We start from the raw sequence: 19,064 nt of genomic DNA on the forward strand, positions 1-19,064 counted from the left end.
CGTCGCCTCCGGTCGCACCCGCACCACCACCGGCGCCGGGACCGGCCGCGCCCGTGCCTGCCTGGGCCTGCTGGGCGCCCCGCGCGATGCCGCGGATGCCGCCGAAGATGCCACCGAGCCGCTGCACCCGGGCCTGGGTCAGCTGCGGGTCGACCAGCTGCCCGGAGCGCTCGCCGCGCATCTGCTCGGTGACCGCCCAGGCCCGGTCGAGTTCGACCGCCATGGCCTGTTCCCAGGGCACTCCCGGGCAGGCCGCGCCGGCCACCTCGACCGTGCCGGCGCAGCCGGCCGTGGCACGCCGCTGCCGGATCAGGTCGACCACCGCCAGGCGGTTGGCGATCCGGTCGGCCGAGTTGGCGTCCGGGTCGCGGCGCTGGTCCGCGATGAAGGTGAGGTTGTTGCGCAGCGCGCCGTCCAGGCCGGCGCAGTTCTCGGCCGCCTGGCCGGTGCCGGTCGCCACCGCGAACGCCGCCCCGGCCGTCAGCGCCAACGCCACCCCGCCGGCGATCTTCCGGTTGCGGGACGGTCCCGCCGTCGCCCCCCGCCGCCTGGTTGTGCCCCTGCTCCACGCCATCGAAGCTCCTCCGCCTCGTCGTCACGGGTGTCCGGCATCCGTGGGGGGATACGCGGAGCCGGCCGGACTCGGTTCAGGCGGTCGGATGGGGAATCGTTCCATTTCGACGCAGAGTGATGCCGAACGGCGAGTTCGTTACTCAGGGCGACGGGCGTCGATGGCGAAGCTCCTTGGAGCGATATGACGCTGAGTCATATCGCAAAAAATGGGAGTCAGTCCCGGCGAAGCCAGAGCACGCCCAACGGCGGGACCCGCAGCGCCGCCGACGCCGGCATGCCGTGCCACGGCACGTTCTCGGCGTGCACCGCGCCCAGGTTGCCCACCCCGGACCCGCCGTAGTGGTGGGCGTCGGTGTTGAGCGCCTCGGTCCACGTACCGCCGGCCGGCAGGCCGATCCGGTAGTCCTCCAGCGGCAGCGCGGAGAAGTTCGCCACGCAGACCAGGGTCTGGCCGTCCGGGGCGATCCGGACGAACGAGACCGCGTTGTTGGCCACGTCGTCTCCGGCGATCCAGCGGAAGCCGGCCGGGTCGGTGTCCTGCGCCCACAGCGCCGGCGTGGCCCGGTAGGCGCGGTTCAGGTCCGCGACCAGGCGCTGCACCCCGGCACGTGCCGGGTCGTGCAGCAGGTACCAGTCGAGGCCGCGCTCCTCGCTCCACTCGCGGTCGTCGGCGAGTTCGCAGCCCATGAAGAGCAGCTGCTTGCCGGGGTGCGCCCACATGTACGCCAGCAGCGCCCGCACGTTCGCCAGCCGCTGCCAGGTGTCGCCGGGCATCTTGCCGGTCAGCGACCCCTTGCCGTGCACCACCTCGTCGTGGCTGATCGGCAGCACGTAGTTCTCGCTCCAGGCGTACGCCAGGGAGAACGTGAGCTGATGGTGGTGGTGCTGCCGGTAGATCGGGTCCTTCGAGGTGTAGAGCAGGGTGTCGTGCATCCAGCCCATGTTCCACTTGAACCCGAACCCGAGCCCGCCCTCGGAGGTCGGCCTGGTGACGCCGGGCCAGGCGGTGGACTCCTCGGCGATCATCAGCACGCCCGGGTGGTGCCGGTAGACGGTGGCGTTCACCTCCTGGAGGAACGCGATCGCCTCCAGGTTCTCCCGGCCGCCGTGCACGTTCGGCGCCCACTGCCCGTCGGAGCGGGAGTAGTCCAGGTAGAGCATCGACGCGACCGCGTCCACGCGCAGCCCGTCGATGTGGAACTCGTCCAGCCAGTACAGCGCGTTGGCGACGAGGAAGTTGCGCACCTCGTTGCGGCCGAAGTCGAAGACGTACGTGCCCCAGTCGGGGTGCTCGCCGCGACGCGGGTCCGGGTGCTCGTAGAGCGCGGTGCCGTCGAAGCGGGCCAGGGCCCACTCGTCCTTGGGGAAGTGTGCCGGCACCCAGTCGAGGAGCACGCCGATGCCGGCGGCGTGCAGCCGGTCCACCAGGTGGCGGAAGTCGTCCGGGTCGCCGAAGCGGGCGGTGGGCGCGTAGTAGCCGGTGACCTGGTAGCCCCACGAGCCGCCGAACGGGTGCTCCATCACCGGCAGGAACTCCACGTGGGTGAAGCCCGTCTCCAGCACGTACGCGGTGAGCTGCTCGGCCAGCTCCCGGTAGCCGAGGCCGGGCCGCCAGGAGCCCAGGTGCACCTCGTACACGCTCATCGGCTCCTGGTGCGGCGCCTGCCGGGACCGGCGCGCGAGCCAGTCCGCGTCGCCCCACTCGTACCGTGACTCGTGTACCACCGACGCGGTGGCCGGCGGCACCTCGGTGCGCGCGGCCATCGGGTCGGCCTTGTCCCGCCACCGGCCGTCCGCGCCGAGGATGCGGTACTTGTAGCGGCTGCCCACCGGCATGCCGGGCACGAAGATCTCCCACACGCCGCTGGAGCCGAGCGACCGCATCGGCCACCCATCGTCCGGCGCCCAGCCGGTGACGTCGCCGACGAGTCGCACGGCCCGCGCGTTGGGCGCCCAGACGGTGAACGCGACGCCCTCGTCGAAGACCCGCGCGCCGAGCGCCGCCCAGAGCCGCTCGTGCCGGCCCTCGCCGATCAGGTGCAGGTCGAGGTCGCCGAGCGTGGGCGGATAGCGGTACGGGTCGTCGTGCGTGGTGCCGTCCACCTCGACCCGGTAGTCGAGCACCTCGCCGGGGAGGACCGCCTCGAAGACGCCGGCGTCGTGCACCCGCTTCATCGGGTGCCGTTCGCCGTCGGCGAGCAGCGTCACCTCGCCCGCGCCCCGGCGCAGCGTCCGGATCGTGGTGCTCCCGTCGGCCGGGTGCGCGCCGAGCACGGCGTGCGGGTCGTGTACCTCGCCGGTGATCAGCTGGTCCATCGGGCGTCGTCCTTGTCGGCCGGTGCGGTCGGTGCGGTGCCGCCGGAGAGGTCGGCGGGTACGTCTTCGACGGTGAGGTCGGGCGCGGCGGGCTGCTCCGGCTCGGCGGGGGCCGGCGGCGCCGGGCGGCGCACGGTGAGCACGTGCGCCGGTTGCAGGTACGGGTCGAGCCGCACCGCGTTGCGCTGCCCCCAGTCGTACTCGGTGCCGGTCAGCTCGTCGTGCACGGTGAACCGCTCGTGCCAGTCGAAGCCGAGCGCCGGCATGTCGAGCGTGGTGTTGCCCCACTGCACGGTGCGGGAGTCGAACGAGCAGACCACGATCACCGTGTTGCCGGTCTCCGGGTCGTGCTTCGACCAGCACAGCAGCGCCGGGTTGTCGATGTCGTGGAAGCGCAGGTTGCGCAGCTGGTGCAGGGCGGGGTTGTCCCGGCGGACCCGGTTGAGCGTGCCGATGAACGGCGCCAGCGACCGGCCCTGCGCCAGCGCGCCGGCCCAGTCCCGAGGGCGCAGCTCGTACTTCTCGTTGTCCAGGTACTCCTCGGCGCCGGGGCGGGCGACGTGCTCGAACAGCTCGAACCCGGCGTACATGCCCCAGGAGGGGGAGAGCAGCGCGGCCAGCACCGCCCGGATCTTGAACATCGGCGGTCCGCCGTGCTGCAACGACGAGTGCAGGATGTCCGGGGTGTTGGGCCAGAAGTTCGGGCGCATCCAGTCGGCGGAGGCGACCAGCTCCTCGCAGTACTCCCGCATCTCGGCCGCCGTCGTGCGCCAGGTGAAGTAGGTGTACGACTGGGTGAAGCCGACCTTGCCGAGCCCGTGCATGATCGCCGGCCGGGTGAACGCCTCGGCGAGGAACAGCACGTCCGGGTCCACCTTCTTGACCTCGGCGATCAGCCAGTGCCAGAAGTCGAACGGCTTCGTGTGCGGGTTGTCCACCCGGAAGATCCTGATGCCCTCGCCGACCCAGTGCAGCACCACCCGCAGCACCTCGGCCCGGATGCCCTCGGGGTCGTTGTCGAAGTTCAGCGGATAGATGTCCTGGTATTTCTTGGGCGGGTTCTCCGCGTAGGCGATGCTGCCGTCGGCCCGGGTGGTGAACCACTCCGGGTGCTCGGTGACCCACGGGTGGTCCGGCGCGCACTGCAACGCCAGGTCCATCGCCACCTCCAGGCCCTGCTCGGCGGCGGCCGCGACGAAGTCGCGGAAGTCCTCCGGCGTACCCAGGTCGGGGTGGATTGCGTCGTGGCCGCCCTCGGCCGCGCCGATCGCCCACGGCGAGCCGACGTCGTCCGGCCCGGCGGTGAGCGCGTTGTTGCGGCCCTTGCGGTTGACCCGGCCGATCGGGTGGATCGGCGGCAGGTAGAGCACGTCGAAGCCCATCGCCGCGACGCCCGGCAGGCGGTCGACGGCGGTGGCGAACGTGCCGGAGCGGGCGGGCGCGTCCACGGTGGCCGGGACCGCGCCCTCGGAGCGGGGGAAGAACTCGTACCAGGCGGAGAAGAGCGCCCGGGGCCGGTCCACCCACAGGGTCCGCTCGTCGCCGGTGGTGACCAGCTCGCGGACCGGGTGCTCCCAGAGCAGGTCGGCCAGGGCGAGCGCCGGGCTCACCCGCCGTGGCAGGTCCAGGCCGTCGTCGGTCAGCGCCCGCACGGCTTCGCGTACGCGGTCCCTGTCGCCCTTCGGCACCAGGTCGAGCGCGGCGGTCAGCACCCGCGCGCCCTCGGCCAGGTCGTTGGCCAGCTCGGCCGCGCCCTGGCCGGCGGCCAGCTTCTTGGTGACCGCGTTCTGCCAGGTGAGGTACGGGTCCTGGAACGCCTCCACGGCGAAGCGCCACAGGCCCACCGCGTCCGGGCGGATGGTGGCGTGCCAGCGGTCCTGCCCCGGCTCGCCGGGGCGCATCCGGGTGAACGGGCGGGCCGCGCCGTCCGGGCCGAGCCAGACCACGTTGCAGCCGAGCGCGTCGTGGCCCTCGCGGTAGGCCCGGGCCGACACCGGCACCAGCTCGCCGACCACCGCCTTGGCCGGGTAGCGACCGCAGGAGACGACGGGGGAGACGTCTTCGATCGGGAACCGTCCAGTCACCCGCTCAACCTACTGCGCGAGATCCTCTCGCGCTCGGCTGAGCCCCGGATGCACCCTCTCCGCGCGGTTGGTCCGCGCGGCTGGTCCGCCCGGCCGGTCCGGGCGGCTGGTCCGCGCGGCGCGCGACGAAGACGAACTCCCGGCCGGGGCGGTCGGGCGCGTCCCGCACGTCGCGCACCCGGTAGCCGGCGGCGGTCAGGCTCGCCTCGACCTCGTCCCGGTCGCGGAACCGCAGCGTCGAGTCCGACGTGACGACAGCGCCGTCGGCCAGGAACCGGTACGTGTACCGGAAGGACACGAACGGCAGGTCCACCGCGGTGACCTCGAGACGCCGTTGCACCGGCCCTTCGCCTGGCACGTCCCGGGTCACCGGCGCGGTGTCCGCCGCCCACTCCTCCCACGCGCGGCGCTCGGGCCGCCGGGTCTCGAACACGAGGTGCCCGCCCGGACGCAGCGCGTCGTGCACGCCTCGTAGCGTCCGCGCCCAGTCGTCGTCGGTGCGGAAGACCTGGGCCACGTTGCCGGTCATCACGGCCAGGTCGGCGCGCAGCGGCGGCAGCGTCGTGGCGTCGCCGGGCAGCCAGCGGACGCGGCCTTCGCGGTCCTTCGACCGGGCGACGGCGAGGGACGCCCCGGCCGGGTCGACACCCACGACGGTACGGCCGTGCCGCGCGAGCAGCAGGGCCAGGTTCCCGGTGCCGCACCCCAGGTCGAGCACCACGCGCGCGTCCAGCTCGTCGGCGATCGCGAGGTACGCGTCCAGGTCGTTCCGGTCGCCGTCGAACGAGTCGTAGACCGGCGCGAGCCGCGGGTGGGCGAAGATCGCATCCGGCATCCGAGGACTGTATCCGGCGACCGGGCGCGTGCGGTTCAGCCGAGCTCGTGTTCGACGGAGCTGGTGTCGAGGACCCGGGCGAGCGGCATCGTCGTGTGCGGCATCGTCGTGTTAATAAGGGGCCCTTCCTCTACCGGAGGCGTTAAGAAGGGGCCCTTCCTTACACCCCCACCGAGCGGTACACCTCAAGCGTCTGCCGGGCGATGGCGTCCCAGGAGAAGTGCTCGACCGCCCGCCGCCGCCCCGCCGCGCCGAACGCCGCGATCCGGTGCGGGTCGGCCAGCAGCTCGTTCATCCGCGCCGCCAGGTCGGCCACGAAGCGCTCCGGGTCCAGCGGGGTGCCGGACCCGTCGCCGGCCTGCTCGATCGGCACCAGCAGCCCGGTCTCGCCGTCCGCGACCACCTCGGGGATGCCGCCGGTGGCGGTGGCCACCACGGCCGTCTCGCAGGCCATCGCCTCCAGGTTGACGATGCCCATCGGCTCGTAGACGGACGGGCAGACGAAGATCGTGGCGTGGGTGAGCACCTGGATCACCTCGTGCTTGGGCAGCATGGCCGCCACCCACACCACCCCCGAGCGGGTGGCCCGCAGCTCGGCGGCCAGCTCCTCCACCTCGGCGCCGATCTCCGGCGTGTCCGGCGCGCCGGCCAGCAGCACCAGCTGCGTGTCGGCGGGCAGCTCCCGGGCCGCCCGCAGCAGGTACGGCAGGCCCTTCTGCCGGGTGATCCGCCCGACGTAGACCACGCTGGGCCGGGTCGGGTCGATGCCGAGCCGGTCGAGCACGTCGGTGTTCCGGTCCGGGGCGTACTGCGCGGTGTCGATGCCGTTGTAGACCACCCGGACCCGGTCCGGGTTCACCGCCGGGTACGCGGTGAGCACGTCGCGGCGCATGCCCTCGCTCACCGCGATGATCGCGTCGGCGGCCTCGAACGCGGTCCGCTCGCACCAGGACGAGAGCGCGTACCCGCCGCCGAGCTGCTCGGCCTTCCACGGGCGCAGCGGCTCCAGGCTGTGCGCGGTCGCCACGTGCGGCACCCCGTGCAGCAGCTTGGCGGTGTGCCCGGCCAGGTTGGCGTACCAGGTGTGGCTGTGCACCACGTCGGTGCCGGCGGTGCCGGCGGCCATCTCCAGGTCGACGCCCATGACCCGCAGCGCGGCGTTCGCGCCGGCCAGTCCGGTCGGCTCGGCGTACGCGGTAACGCCCTCCTCGTCGCGCGGCGCGCCGAAGCAGTGCACCCGGACGTCGGCGAGCCGGCGCAGCTCCCGGGCGAGGTATTCCACGTGCACTCCGGCGCCGCCGTAGACCTCCGGCGGGTATTCACGGGTGAGCAGGTCGACGCGCATCGGTGCCATGCCCGCACCCTAGTGCAGACCGCCGGATCGCACCGGGCGCGCAAGTGTGCCCGTCCGAGTGGTGAAGTCGCGTCGAGGTGGATAGCGTCTGACCATGGCTGCCAAGGTGCTCGCGATCGTCCTGGCCGGCGGGGAGGGCAAGCGCCTGATGCCCCTGACCACCGACCGGGCGAAGCCGGCCGTCCCCTTCGGCGGGATGTACCGCATGGTCGACTTCGTCCTCTCCAACCTGGCGAACGCCGGCTTTCTCAAGATCGTCGTGCTGACCCAGTACAAGTCCCACTCGCTGGACCGTCACATCACCAAGACCTGGCGGATGTCGACGCTGCTCGGCAACTACGTCACCCCGGTGCCCGCCCAGCAGCGGCGCGGCCCGTGGTGGTTCGCCGGCTCGGCCGACGCCATCTACCAGAGCTTCAACCTGATCAACGACGAGCAGCCCGACTACGTGATCGTCTTCGGCGCCGACCACATCTACCGGATGGACCCCCGGCAGATGGTGGAGGACCACATCGCCTCCGGCGCCGGCGTGACCGTGGCCGGCATCCGCCAGCCGCTGTCGATGGCCGACCAGTTCGGCGTGATCGAGGTCGGCGAGGACGGCCGACGGATCCGGGCGTTCCGCGAGAAGCCCACCGACGCGGTCGGGCTGCCCGACGCGCCGGACCAGATCTACGCCTCGATGGGCAACTACGTCTTCTCCACCCGGGCGCTCTGCGAGGCGGTCGAGCGCGACGCGGAGGACAAGACCAGCAAGCACGACATGGGCGGCAGCATCATCCCGATGCTGGTCGAGCGCGGCGAGGCCAACGTCTACGACTTCAAGGACAACGAGGTGCCCGGCAGCACCGACCGGGACCGCGGCTACTGGCGCGACGTGGGGACGCTCGACTCCTTCTACGACGCGCACATGGACCTGATCAACGTGCACCCGGTGTTCAACCTCTACAACTTCGAGTGGCCGATCTACACCGAGCAGCCGCCGTACCCGCCGGCGAAGTTCGTCCACGCCTGGGGCGAGCGGGTCGGCCGGGCGGTCAGCTCGATGGTCTCGCCCGGCTCGGTGATCTCCGGCTCGCTGGTGGAGAACTCGATCGTCTCGCCGAAGGTCAAGGTCCACTCCTGGGCGCACGTGGACGGCGCCGTCCTGATGGAGGGTGTGGAGATCGGCCGGCACGCGGTCGTCCGCCGCGCGATCCTGGACAAGAACGTCTACGTTCCGGAGGGCGCCGAGATCGGCGTCGACCTGGAGAAGGACCGACAGCGCTACACCGTGTCCGACAACGGCATCGTCGTCATCGGCAAGGGTCAGCGCGTCGAGCCCTGACCCGCCCCACCGAATCCCCGAGGAGGATCCCGCAGTGGCCCACCCCCGTGCCGGGCAGCCCGCCGAGCCCGCCGACCTGGTCGACGTGCCCCGGCTGGTCACCGCCTACTACGCCGAGCACCCCGACCCGAGCGACCCGGCGCAGCAGGTCTCCTTCGGCACGTCCGGGCACCGCGGGTCCAGCCTGCGCAACGCGTTCAACTCCGACCACATCCTCGCGGTGACCCAGGCGCTCTGCGACTACCGCCGGGAGCAGGGCCTCGACGGGCCGCTGTTCCTCGCCCGCGACACCCACGCGCTCTCCGCGCCCGCCGAGGCCGACGCGCTGGAGGTGCTCGCCGCCAACGACGTCACCGTGCTGCGCGACAGCCGGGACGGCTACACGCCCACGCCGGCCCTGTCGCACGCCATCCTCACCCACAACCGGGGCCGCAGCTCGGGGCTCGCCGACGGCATCGTGATCACCCCGTCGCACAACCCGCCGTCCGACGGCGGGTTCAAGTACAACCCCACCAACGGCGGCCCGGCCGACACCGACGTCACGACGTGGATCCAGGACCGCGCGAACGCCATCCTGGCCGCCGGGCTCAAGGAGGTGAAGCGCATCCCGTACGCGCGGGCCCGCACCGCCGACACCACCGGGGAGTACGACTTCCTCGCCCGCTACGTCGACGACCTGCCCGCCGCGCTGGACGTCGACGCGATCCGGGACGCGGGCGTGCGCATCGGCGCCGACCCGATGGGCGGGGCGAGCGTCGCGTACTGGGGGGAGATCGCCGAGCGGCACCGCCTCGACCTCACCGTGATCAACCCGACCGTGGACCCGACCTGGCGGTTCATGACGCTGGACGGCGACGGCAAGATCCGGATGGACTGCTCGTCGCCGAACGCGATGGCCTCGCTGATCGCCGCCCGCGACCGGTTCGCGGTCTCCACCGGCAACGACGCCGACGCCGACCGGCACGGCATCGTCACCCCCGACGGCGGGCTGATGAACCCCAACCACTACCTGGCGGTGGCGATCGGCCACCTGTTCCGGACCCGCGAGCAGTGGGGCCCGGCCGCGGCGGTGGGCAAGACGCTGGTCTCCTCCTCGATGATCGACCGGGTCGCGGCCGACCTGGGCCGGCCGCTGCTGGAGGTGCCGGTCGGCTTCAAGTGGTTCGTGCCCGGGCTGCTCGACGGCGCGGTCGGCTTCGGCGGCGAGGAGAGCGCCGGCGCGTCCTTCCTGCGCCGCGACGGCAGCACCTGGACCACCGACAAGGACGGCATCCTGCTCTGCCTGCTCGCCGCCGAGATCATCGCCACCACCGGGCGGAGCCCGAGCGAGCACTGGGCCGAGCTGGCCGACCGCTTCGGCGCGCCGGCGTACGCCCGGATCGACGCTCCCGCCACCCGGGAGCAGAAGGCCGTGCTCGGCAAGCTCTCGCCGGAGCAGGTGGCCGCCACCGAGCTGGCCGGCGAGCCGATCACCGCCGTCCTCACCACCGCGCCCGGCAACGGCGCGGCGATCGGCGGGCTCAAGGTGACCACCGAGTCGGGCTGGTTCGCCGCCCGTCCCTCCGGCACCGAGGACGTCTACAAGATCTACGCCGAGTCGTTCCAGGGCCCGGAGCACCTGGCCCGGATCCAGGAGGAGGCCAAGGCCCTGGTCGACGGGGTCCTCGGCGCGGCCTGACCCGGCTCAGCGGGGCGGGGGCAGCTCACGGCGGTTGAGCTGCTCCCGCAACCCGTCCGGCAGCAGCTCGCGCAGCTGTTCGGGCAGCAGCGGCAGGTCCAACAGGCTCAGCTTGAGCTGGTTGCGCTCCTGGTAGCGGCGCGGATCGAGGCGGACCACCCGACCGGCGTCCGGCACGTAGCGGACGTGCACCGAGCCCTCGGTCGCGGCCTCGCGGATCAGCAGCCCGTCCATCTCCACCGCCACCGGCGCCGAGTCCGGGCGCAGCTCCAGGTGCACGCTCTCGTGCGGGGACAGCAGCACCGAGCGGGAGATCCCGGCCATCGGGGCCGACGGCGTCACCACCAGCGCCTCCGTCGCCGGCGAGATCAACGGCCCGCCGGCGGCGTAGCTGTACGCGGTGGAGCCGGTCGGCGTGCTGACCACCAGCGCGTCGCACCGGTAGTAGCCGTACCGCTGGCCGTCCACGGCCAGGGTGGCCGTGACGAACCCGGCGCCGGGCTGGCGGACCAGCGCGATGTCGTTGAACGCCACCACGTCGTCTCCGCACACGTCGCAGGCCAGGCAGGCGTGCGACTCGACGGTGAAGTCGTGGGCGACGAGCCGTTCCAACGCGCGGGGCAGGTCCGGCGGTTCCACCTCGACCAGGAAGCCCACCCGTCCCAGGTGCACCCCGAGCACCGGCTTCGGGTCGCGGACGGCCATCCGCAGCGCGCCCAGCATGGTGCCGTCGCCGCCGATACTGATCAACGCGTCGCAGTGGTCGGCCAGGTCGCGGGCGGGCACCGCCTCCACCGAGGTCGGCACCCGGTGCCGGTCCTCGTGGCGGACGGCGAGGCTCTTGCCGTGCTGGCCCGCCCAGCGCGCGATCGTCCCCACCACCTCGGAGACGTCCCGGGTGGGGTGCAGCACCAACCCGAACACGTAGCCCGCCACCGGTACAGCTCACCACAGGTGGCGGGCGCGGCGTCAGCCCTTGACGAAGTGCACGTGCACCCAGCCGGGCTGGTTGCGGCGCAGCCAGACCGTCGGCGCCTGGAGGACGACCCCGAGCGCGGCGAGCGCCTTGGTCGTCGGCCGCCACTCCGGCCGGACCAGCTCCGCCCCGCACGTGAGGCAGCCCTCCTCCTGCTGGTAGGTGCCCCGGGGGTTGCCGGCCAGGTCGGTGACGGCGGCGGCCAGGGCGTTGGTGCCGCTGCGGCGGCCCACGTAGGAGGTGGCCTCGACCCGCAACCCGGGGAACAGGCCGCGCAGCCGCTCCAGGGTGAACGAGTTCACGTGCCCCCAGGGCGGGTTGCGGTGACCGCACTGGCCGCAGGTCGTCTGGCCGAGGCGCAGGTCCTGCCGGAACGGCACCCCGACGATCAGGTCGCGCCGCGCCACCCGGGCCAGCTCGGCGCAGGCCAGCGGTAGCAGCCGGGACGGCACGTGCTCCAGCACCTCCGTGCAGAGCACCAGGTCGAAGCTGTCGTCCGGGTAGGTGAGGGCGGTGATGTCACCCTGGACGCACTCGACCCGCTCGTGGTCGACCGTGGGCGCGTTGAGGTCGAGCGCGATCACGTGGTCGTACCGCTCGGTGAGCCGCGCCGCCAGGTAGCCGTCCCAGGCGCCGGCGTCCAGAGCCCGGTCACCCCGGGACGGAATCAGCCGGAACAGATCGGCGATGCGTTCCTGTTCCTCGGCGGACTTCCGAATGACGGCGCGGTGAGCGGTCAGATCCACAATGTTCTCCCTCGATCCCCGGATGACGAAGCCTGGCCAGGTCAGTTCACGCCTGACGGCTGGCAAACGACCGAGGAGCGGGATTGGTCACGACACGGCGGGGTGTTTTCGCTGATTCCCGGTCGCCGTTCGACACGGGGTCCGCGAATGGCGAAACACGTCCTCGACGCGCCGTCCGGTGGTTAGTCTCCGAATCGCGCGGACAATTGCTGCACCGCACGCGACAAGTGAGCGGCATTCGAGAAAAGGTGGAGAAGAATGCGACTGTTGGTGACCGGCGGCGCCGGTTTCATCGGCTCCAACCTGACCCGAGCCGCCCTCGCGGATCCGGCGGTGCGCGACGTCCGTGTCCTGGACGACCTGTCGACCGGGTTGGCGGGGAACCTGTCGGGGGTCGACGTCGAGCTGGTGACCGGCTCGATCCTCGACCCGGCCGCGCTGGCGCGGGCGATGTCCGGCCGGGACGCCGTCGTGCACCTCGCCGCGCTGCCCAGCGTGCCCCGCTCGGTCAAGGATCCGCTGGCCTCGCACGGCGCCAACGCGACAGGCACCCTCTGCGTCCTGGAGGCGGCGCGCCAGCACGGCGTCGGTCACGTCGTGGTCGCCTCGTCCTCCTCCGTCTACGGGGCGAACCCGGAGCTGCCGCGCAGCGAGTTCGGCTGGACCAGCCCCCTGAGCCCGTACGCGGCCAGCAAGCAGGCCACCGAGTCCTACGCCCTCGCCTACCAGGCCTGCTACGGCCTGCCGACGCTCGCGTTCCGGTTCTTCAACGTGTACGGCCCGCGGCAGCGGCACGACCACGCGTACGCCGCGGTCATTCCCCGGTTCGTGCACGCCGCGCTGCACGGCGAGCCCGTCGTCTTCCAGGGCGACGGGCGGCAGACCCGCGACTTCACCTACGTGGAGACGGTCTGCGCGGTGCTCCTCGACGCGGTCCGCCGGTCGGTGTTCCACCCGCACCCGGTCAACCTGGCCTTCGGCACGCAGACCGACCTGCACGCCATGGTGGCCGAGCTGGAGTCGATCCTGGACCACCCGATCGAGCGCCGGACCGCGCCACCCCGGACCGGTGACGTCGCCCGGTCCACCGCCGACAACGGTCTGCTGCGCCAGTTGTTCCCCGAGGTGCGGCCGGTGCCGCTCCCGGTCGGACTGCGCGCCACGGTCGCCTGGCACCAGGCGCTGCGCGCGTCGACCACCGTGGGGGCCTGAGTTCGGCGAAGCCGGGGCCGGCGCCGGAGGTGCCCGTGGCCGCTCAGGCGCCGGTCCGGGGCCGCGTGACGACCCCCGGCCGGCTCGCCACGCCGGACAACAGGCGCAGGTACCCGGCCATCTGGTCGTCGCGGTAGAGGCCGTCCAACGTCGACTCCGGCAGGGCCGGCACGCCGCCGTCGCGCCGCTTCTGCGCCGACCAGGCGCGCAACTGCTCCGCGATCTCCGGCGCGCCGCTCAGGACGACGCCCGCGTTCCGGCTGCGGACCAGGTCCGCGACCACGCCGTCGGGGTGGCCGACGACCAGGATCGGGCGGCGTGCCCGGAGGTAGTCGAACAGCTTGCCGGGCACGGTGCCGGCGTCCATCGGGTCGTCCCACATCAACAGCACGAGCACGTCGGCCGCGGCCTGGATCCGCCACGACCGCTCCACCGGCACCTGACCGGTCGTGGTGACCAGGTCGGCCACCGTCGACCGCGCGACGGCGTCCCGGGCGACGCCGTTGTCGACGCCGGCGAGCACCAGGTGCACGTTGCGGGCGTCGTCGCCCAGCAACGCGAGCGCGTCCAGCAGGGGGCCGGGGTCGCGGCGGCCCGGATAGAGCACCCCGGTGTGCGCCAGCAACAGCGCCGACTCGGGGACGTCCAGGCCGGCCGCGCCACGGGTGGCGGCCGGCTCGGCCGCCCGCGCCGGTGGCCCGGACGGCCGACGGTCGATGCCGTTCATGACGACGTGGGTCTCGACGCCGAAGGTCGAGCGCAGCGTCCGCGCCAGCGGTTCGGAGATGGTGACGGCGAGGGCCGCCGAGCGCAGCAGGCGGTGTTCCAGCCAGTGGTCGGCGCGCCGGCGCGGTGCGGTCTGGCCGTGGACCCAGTACTCGTTGCCCACGGTCCACAGGTCCCGGTAGTCGGCGACCCAGGGCGCGCGCAGCTTCCGTCCCAGCGTCGCGGCCACGACGAAACCCGAGAACGGCGGTCCGGAGGCCACGATCACGTCGGGTCGCCAACCGGTGCGCAGGAAGCGCCGCACCGCCGACGGGATCCAGTTCGCGTCGGAGTCGGGGACCATCAGCACCTCCCGTCCGACGCCCCGGGCCACCCGCCGGGCCGTGGCGCGCGCGGCGGCGAACCGGGTCGGGCCCGTCGGGGTGGTCCCGGCACCCGCCGGGGCGGGACCGCCGACGCCGGGCCAGCGGAACACCGGCGCGGCCCGTACGACGAGTTCTTCGGGCAGGTCGTCGTCGGGGCCGGCGGGATCGGCGGGGGTGCCGGTGAGCACGCGGACGTCCCAGCCCGCGGCACGGGCGAAGCGGGCGAGCGCGGCCGGTCGCCGGGCGCCCACCAGTTCCGACGGCGGGAAGCAGTGGGCGACGATCAGCAGGCGCCCGCGCCGGCCCGATCCGTCAGCGGGGTGCGGCCCCGCCGTGCCGCCGGCCCCGGGTTCGGCATCCGCGCGGACGAGTTCCATCATCGGTCTCCGACGGCTGGTGCCCACTGACGGGTGTATCGCCGCCAGTGACAGTTCGGTCATTTGCCCGACATGTTAGGGGCGGCGGCGGGGTGAAGTCCCCGGATGTGCGAATTCTGTGCCGCTTTCAATCGGTACGTATCCCGGCCGAGGAATGCGTCGTTGAGTGTGCGACACCGCCGCGGCGATCGGCCGCGTTCGCGTACGCCGGAGCCGTTGATCGGGCCGGAGCCCCCGGATCGGCGAGGACAGCGGGTGGGGTGGATGCGCGCCGGTCGGTCGGAGACTCGCTGGGAGACGGGAATGCATGTTGTGATCATGGCTGGGGGCAGGGGCACCCGGCTGCGGCCGTACACGACCAGCCTCCCGAAGCCCCTGGTGCCCATCGGTGACCGGTACGCGATCCTCGAGATCGTCCTGCACCAACTGGCGGCCTGTGGCTTCACCGGCGCCACGATCGCGATCAACCACATGGGCCCGCTGATCCGCGCGTTCGTCGGCGACGGCGCGCGCTTCGGACTCCGGGTGGACTACGCCGAGGAACGTGTCCCGCTCTCCACGATCGGGCCGCTGTTCGCGATCCGCGACCGGCTGCCGGAGCACTACCTGGTGATGAACGGCGACATCCTCACCGACCTCGACTACGCGGACCTGCTGCGCACGCACGTCGCGTCGGACGCGCCGCTGACCGTCGCCACCTTCGACCGGACCGTCAAGGTCGACTTCGGGGTGCTGGAGGTCGAGGACGGCCGGATCGTGCGCTTCGCGGAGAAGCCCACGCTCGACTACCGGGTCAGCATGGGCGTGTACGCGATGTCGGCGCGGAGCATCGCCGCGTACCCGGAGGGGCTGGCGTTCGGCTTCGACCAGTTGATGCTGGACCTGCTCGACCGCGGCGACCTGCCGGCCAGCTACCACTTCGACGGCTACTGGCTGGACATCGGCCGGCCGGACGACTACGACGAGGCCAACCGGATCTTCGACGCGGTCGAACCCATCCTGATGCCCAGGTCGGTGCCGGAGCCGGTATGACGACCGTTCTCCTGCTCGGCGCGTCCGGCTTCCTGGGCGGCCACGTGCGTCAGTCCCTCGCGCCGTTCGCGACCCTGCACTGCCCGACCCGCGCCGAACTCGACCTGGTGCGCTGCGACGTCGCCGACATCGCCGCGTCGCTCCGGGCGGTACGGCCGTCGGTGGTGGTCAACTGCGGCGGACGGCTCGCCGGTGACGGCGCCGAACTGGTCCTGGCCAACACCGCCGGCACCGCGAAGCTGGTCGAGGCGATCGGCGCGGTCGCGCCCGGCACCCGGCTGGTCCGCCTCGGCTCCGCGGCCGAGTACGGGTCGGTGCCGCACGGGCACGCCGCGTCCGAGGACGATCCCGCGGTGCCGGTCAGCGCGTACGGCGTGAGCCAGCTCGCCGCCACCCGCCTGGTCGAACTCGCCGGTGCCGCCGGTCGGGTGGATGGCGTGGTGCTGCGGGTGTTCAACCCGATCGGGCCAGGGCTGCCGGCGGGGACCGTCCTCGGCCGGGCGGCCGCGCTGCTGGACGCCGCCCGCGCGACGGCCGCCACCGGCATCTCGATGGGGCCGCTCGCGGCGTACCGGGACTTCGTCGACGTCCGCGACGTGGCGTCGGCCGTGGTGGCCGCGGTGCGGGCCCCGGCGCTGCCGGAGCGGGTGTACAACGTCGCCAGCGGATCGGCCGTCCCGACCCGGGACGCGGTCCGTCTCCTCGCCGAGACCGCCGGCTTCACCGGCGAGATCCGCGAGGACCTGCCGGCGCCCGGACGCTCCGCGGCCGTCGGGTGGATGTGCGGCGACGTGCGGCGCGCCGGCCGGCTGCTCGGCTGGGCGCCGGCGTACGACCTCGTCGACTCGGTCAAGGCCGTCTGGTCCGGCCGGGCCGACGGCACGACCACCACCAACCTGTGACGCTGAATCTGATCGAGGGGGAGCCATGGCCAGCGGCGGTACTGGAACGGACCGTGGAGTCGACGTGACCGGGGCGGATCCGCTCGGCCCGTCCGAGCCGGCGACGCCGGAGGTCGTCGCGGTCACCGGCGCCGGTGGGTTCATCGGCTCCCACCTCGTCGAGGCGCTGGTCGCCCGGGGACACCTGGTGAAGGCGCTCGTCCACTACAACGGACTCGGCTCGTACGGGTGGTTGGACACCGTGCCGCCGGCCCACCTGGACCGGGTGGAGGTGATCGCCGGCGACATCCGGGACCGGGGCACGGTCCAGCGGCTCGTGGCCGACGCCGGTGTCGTCTACCACCTGGCCGCGCTGGGCGGCATCCCGTACTCCTACCTCGCCCCCCAGTCGTACGTGGACACCAACGTGGTGGGCACGCTCAACGTCCTCGAGGCCGTCCGCACCGCCGGCACCGGACGGCTCGTGGTCACCTCGACCAGCGAGGTGTACGGCACGGCGGTCAGCGTCCCGATGACCGAGTCGCACCGGCTGCGCGGCCAGTCGCCGTACGCCGCCTCGAAGATCGCCGCCGACAAGCTCGCCGAGAGCTTCCACCTGAGTTTCGGGCTGCCCGTGGTCACCCTGCGCCCGTTCAACACGTACGGGCCGCGGCAGTCCACCCGCGCCGTCATCCCCACGATCATCAGCCAGCTCGCGGCCGGTGTCCGGCGGATCGAGCTGGGCGCGGTGAACACCACCCGGGACCTCCTGTTCGTCGCCGACACGGTGGCCGCGTTCATCGCCGCCGGCAACGCCCCCGCCGACGCGGTCCTGGGCGAGACGCTCCAGGCCGCCACCGGCCAGGAGACGTCGGTCGCCGAACTCGTCCGGCGGATCGCCGCGGCCTTCGGTACGACTGTCGAGATCGCGGTGGCCGACGAACGGCTGCGGCCGGCGAACTCCGAGGTCGAGCGGCTGGTCGGGGACAGCGCGTTGCTGCGCGGGCGCACCGGCTGGCAGCCGGCGGTGACGCTCGACGACGGGCTGAAGCAGACCATCGAGTGGTTCGTCGACCCGGCCAACCTGGCCCGGTACCGACCCGAGCGGGCCGTGTAGACGGTGGACGAACCGATGAGGCCGCAGGGCCCGAGGGCGGAAGGGGAACGGGCGTGACGGCGCACCAGGGGTTGACCACGGTCCACCGGCCGCGCGGGTCGGACCGGGGGTACGGCGTCGGGTCGAACCCGGTGCTCTGGCGCGGCGTCTGGCCACTCGCGGTCGTGGTGGTGGGAACGCTCACCGGCTATCTGGCCGTGCAACGGCCGGCGCTGCTGGCGCTGGCGGTGGCCGCCCTCGCGGTCACCCTGGTCGGATTCCGCCGACCCGACCTGGTCCTGCTCGCCATGGTGCCGATGAGCGTCGCGCACGTGTCGTTCGGCTACGGGGGCGATCCCGTGGCCGCCGTCGTCGTGACCGGCGCGGTCGGCGTCTGCCTGCTCGTGGCGGTGCCGATGCGACCCGAGCCGCTGCGGCCCCGGGTGGACTGGACGCTGCTCTGCGTCGTCGCGTTCGGCGTCCTGCTCGTCGCCAGCACCACCGTGCGCAGCACCGTCGGGTCGCCGGTGCTGGCCGGCAAGTTCGGCGGGCTGTCCCACCTGGTCATCGTGGTCGCCGGCCTGCTGCTGCTGGTGGCGACGATCTGGACGGCGCCCGACCCGGCGGCGGTGGCCCGGCTGACCGCTCTGGCCGGTGGCATCATCGCGACCCACGCGTTGCTCAACGGCTCGTACAACCTCGGGCGCCTCGAAGGGCTCGGCCTCAACAGCAACTACCTCGCCGCGGTCCTGGCCCCGACCGTCGGGGTAGGGATCGGGCTGACGCGGCAGAGCCGGCGGCCGTACTGGCTGGTGCCCGCGGCGTTGTGTCTGGTCGCGGTGCAGCAGACGCAGTCGCGCGGCGGGATGCTGGCCGCGGTCGCCGGGATGGGGGTCGCGCTGCTCGCCGCGCGGCCGACCGGGCAACGCCTCGTCGGTGCCGCGCTGGTGGCCGGCGCCGGAGGTCTCGCCTACGCGTACCGCGGCCTGCTCTGGGCACTCGTGTTCGGTTCCCGGCCCGCCGACCAGCTCGGTGACTCCTCGGGCCGCACCGAGGTCGCCCGGGCGGCGCTCGACGCGATCCTCCAGCACCCGTTCACCGGCATCGGCTACCGCATGTTCCCCTACTACGCGCTGGGCCATCCCGAGGTCGGGCGTTACCTGTACACCCACGACGACTACCTCGGGCTCGCGGCGGAGGCCGGCCTGCCGGCCGCGCTGATCTTCCTCACCCTGGTGGTCGGAGGGTTGACGGCGTCCGGCGGCCTGCGACTGACCGCGGTCCGGGCCGGTGTCGCGGCCGGCGCGGTCAACCTGGTGTTCGCGAACATCCTGGTCTGCCCGGTCGCCATCGTCGGGTTCTGGATCGGCCTCGGCTGCCTGCTCGCGCACGGCCGGCATCGTCGGCTCCGGCCGGGCCGGCCGAGCGGGGCGCCGTCGTCCTCCGCGCCGGGCGCGGTCCCGTCCGCCCGTGTGGTCGGGCAGCA

At 73.0% G+C, this 19,064-nt stretch carries 14 protein-coding genes and 1 pseudogene; 7 read left to right on the plus strand and 8 right to left on the minus strand.

The window, feature by feature from the left end:
• The 5 genes and pseudogenes from HUW36_RS08095 to glgA all read right to left on the minus strand — a co-directional run.
• A pseudogene (locus tag HUW36_RS08095) lies at window positions 1-574 on the minus strand (hypothetical protein); the annotation flags it as partial.
• A gap of 212 nt (window positions 575-786) precedes the next feature.
• A complete protein-coding gene (gene glgB / locus HUW36_RS08100) occupies window positions 787-2,889 on the minus strand; it encodes a 1,4-alpha-glucan branching protein GlgB (RefSeq protein WP_174527553.1) in 2,103 nt (700 codons plus the stop codon).
• On the minus strand, window positions 2,877-4,973 hold the full coding sequence (locus HUW36_RS08105; RefSeq protein WP_174527554.1) for an alpha-1,4-glucan--maltose-1-phosphate maltosyltransferase: 2,097 nt from the start codon (window positions 4,971-4,973) through the stop codon (window positions 2,877-2,879). The genes glgB and HUW36_RS08105 overlap by 13 nt, the downstream gene beginning before the upstream one ends.
• A 4-nt stretch (window positions 4,974-4,977) precedes the next feature.
• Window positions 4,978-5,808: a class I SAM-dependent methyltransferase gene (locus HUW36_RS08110; protein WP_246247965.1), complete on the minus strand. Its 831-nt coding sequence runs from the start codon at window positions 5,806-5,808 to the stop codon at window positions 4,978-4,980.
• Between the two features lie 160 nt (window positions 5,809-5,968).
• A complete protein-coding gene (glgA, locus tag HUW36_RS08115) occupies window positions 5,969-7,162 on the minus strand; it encodes a glycogen synthase (RefSeq protein ID WP_246247967.1) in 1,194 nt (397 codons plus the stop codon).
• Window positions 7,163-7,256: 94 nt separating this feature from the next.
• On the opposite strand from glgA, the gene glgC reads away from it, so the two are divergent.
• Window positions 7,257-8,489 carry a glucose-1-phosphate adenylyltransferase gene (glgC, locus tag HUW36_RS08120; RefSeq protein WP_174527555.1) on the plus strand — a complete coding sequence of 411 codons (1,233 nt, stop codon included), beginning with the start codon at window positions 7,257-7,259 and terminating at the stop codon, window positions 8,487-8,489.
• A gap of 34 nt (window positions 8,490-8,523) precedes the next feature.
• The gene (pgm, locus tag HUW36_RS08125) at window positions 8,524-10,167 is read left to right on the plus strand and encodes a phosphoglucomutase (alpha-D-glucose-1,6-bisphosphate-dependent) (protein ID WP_174527556.1); all 1,644 of its coding nucleotides are present in this window, start codon (window positions 8,524-8,526) and stop codon (window positions 10,165-10,167) included.
• Between the two features lie 6 nt (window positions 10,168-10,173).
• On the opposite strand, the gene HUW36_RS08130 is transcribed toward pgm, so the two are convergent.
• Both HUW36_RS08130 and HUW36_RS08135 read right to left on the minus strand, forming a co-directional pair.
• Window positions 10,174-11,103, minus strand: a complete 930-nt coding sequence (locus tag HUW36_RS08130) for an NAD(+)/NADH kinase (RefSeq protein ID WP_174527557.1) — start codon at window positions 11,101-11,103, stop codon at window positions 10,174-10,176.
• Between the two features lie 33 nt (window positions 11,104-11,136).
• Window positions 11,137-11,889, minus strand: a complete 753-nt coding sequence (locus HUW36_RS08135) for a class I SAM-dependent methyltransferase (protein WP_174527558.1) — start codon at window positions 11,887-11,889, stop codon at window positions 11,137-11,139.
• A gap of 258 nt (window positions 11,890-12,147) precedes the next feature.
• Between HUW36_RS08135 and HUW36_RS08140 the strand changes: the two genes are divergently transcribed.
• The gene (locus HUW36_RS08140) at window positions 12,148-13,101 is read left to right on the plus strand and encodes an NAD-dependent epimerase/dehydratase family protein (RefSeq protein ID WP_174527559.1); all 954 of its coding nucleotides are present in this window, start codon (window positions 12,148-12,150) and stop codon (window positions 13,099-13,101) included.
• A 43-nt stretch (window positions 13,102-13,144) separates the two neighbouring features.
• Here the strand turns inward: HUW36_RS08140 and HUW36_RS08145 are convergent, their stop codons facing one another.
• A complete protein-coding gene (locus HUW36_RS08145) occupies window positions 13,145-14,569 on the minus strand; it encodes a glycosyltransferase (RefSeq protein ID WP_174527560.1) in 1,425 nt (474 codons plus the stop codon).
• A gap of 318 nt (window positions 14,570-14,887) precedes the next feature.
• On the opposite strand from HUW36_RS08145, the gene HUW36_RS08150 reads away from it, so the two are divergent.
• From HUW36_RS08150 to HUW36_RS08165, 4 genes are all read left to right on the plus strand, one after another.
• The gene (locus tag HUW36_RS08150) at window positions 14,888-15,601 is read left to right on the plus strand and encodes a nucleotidyltransferase family protein (protein ID WP_246247968.1); all 714 of its coding nucleotides are present in this window, start codon (window positions 14,888-14,890) and stop codon (window positions 15,599-15,601) included.
• Window positions 15,598-16,503 carry an NAD-dependent epimerase/dehydratase family protein gene (locus HUW36_RS08155; RefSeq protein WP_174527562.1) on the plus strand — a complete coding sequence of 302 codons (906 nt, stop codon included), beginning with the start codon at window positions 15,598-15,600 and terminating at the stop codon, window positions 16,501-16,503. The genes HUW36_RS08150 and HUW36_RS08155 overlap by 4 nt, the downstream gene beginning before the upstream one ends.
• Window positions 16,504-16,567: 64 nt before the next feature.
• The gene (locus HUW36_RS08160) at window positions 16,568-17,599 is read left to right on the plus strand and encodes an SDR family NAD(P)-dependent oxidoreductase (RefSeq protein ID WP_246247970.1); all 1,032 of its coding nucleotides are present in this window, start codon (window positions 16,568-16,570) and stop codon (window positions 17,597-17,599) included.
• Window positions 17,600-17,652: 53 nt separating this feature from the next.
• On the plus strand, window positions 17,653-19,064 hold a 1,412-nt coding region (locus HUW36_RS08165; protein ID WP_174527564.1), incomplete at its 3' end, for an O-antigen ligase family protein.

This window comes from Micromonospora maritima, from assembly GCF_902825405.1.
Classification (GTDB): Bacteria; Actinomycetota; Actinomycetes; order Mycobacteriales; family Micromonosporaceae; genus Micromonospora; species Micromonospora maritima.

What these genes read in the sequence shown, in the direction of transcription:
- glgB (WP_174527553.1), bottom strand. Translation starts at nt 2,889, where the DNA reads ATGGACCAGCTGATCACCGGCGAGGTACACGACCCGCACGCCGTGCTC.
- HUW36_RS08110 (WP_246247965.1), bottom strand. Translation starts at nt 5,808, where the DNA reads ATGCCGGATGCGATCTTCGCCCACCCGCGGCTCGCGCCGGTCTACGAC.
- glgA (WP_246247967.1), bottom strand. Translation starts at nt 7,162, where the DNA reads ATGGCACCGATGCGCGTCGACCTGCTCACCCGTGAATACCCGCCGGAG.
- glgC (WP_174527555.1), top strand. Translation starts at nt 7,257, where the DNA reads ATGGCTGCCAAGGTGCTCGCGATCGTCCTGGCCGGCGGGGAGGGCAAG.
- HUW36_RS08140 (WP_174527559.1), top strand. Translation starts at nt 12,148, where the DNA reads ATGCGACTGTTGGTGACCGGCGGCGCCGGTTTCATCGGCTCCAACCTG.
- HUW36_RS08145 (WP_174527560.1), bottom strand. Translation starts at nt 14,569, where the DNA reads ATGGAACTCGTCCGCGCGGATGCCGAACCCGGGGCCGGCGGCACGGCG.
- HUW36_RS08150 (WP_246247968.1), top strand. Translation starts at nt 14,888, where the DNA reads ATGGCTGGGGGCAGGGGCACCCGGCTGCGGCCGTACACGACCAGCCTC.
- HUW36_RS08155 (WP_174527562.1), top strand. Translation starts at nt 15,598, where the DNA reads ATGACGACCGTTCTCCTGCTCGGCGCGTCCGGCTTCCTGGGCGGCCAC.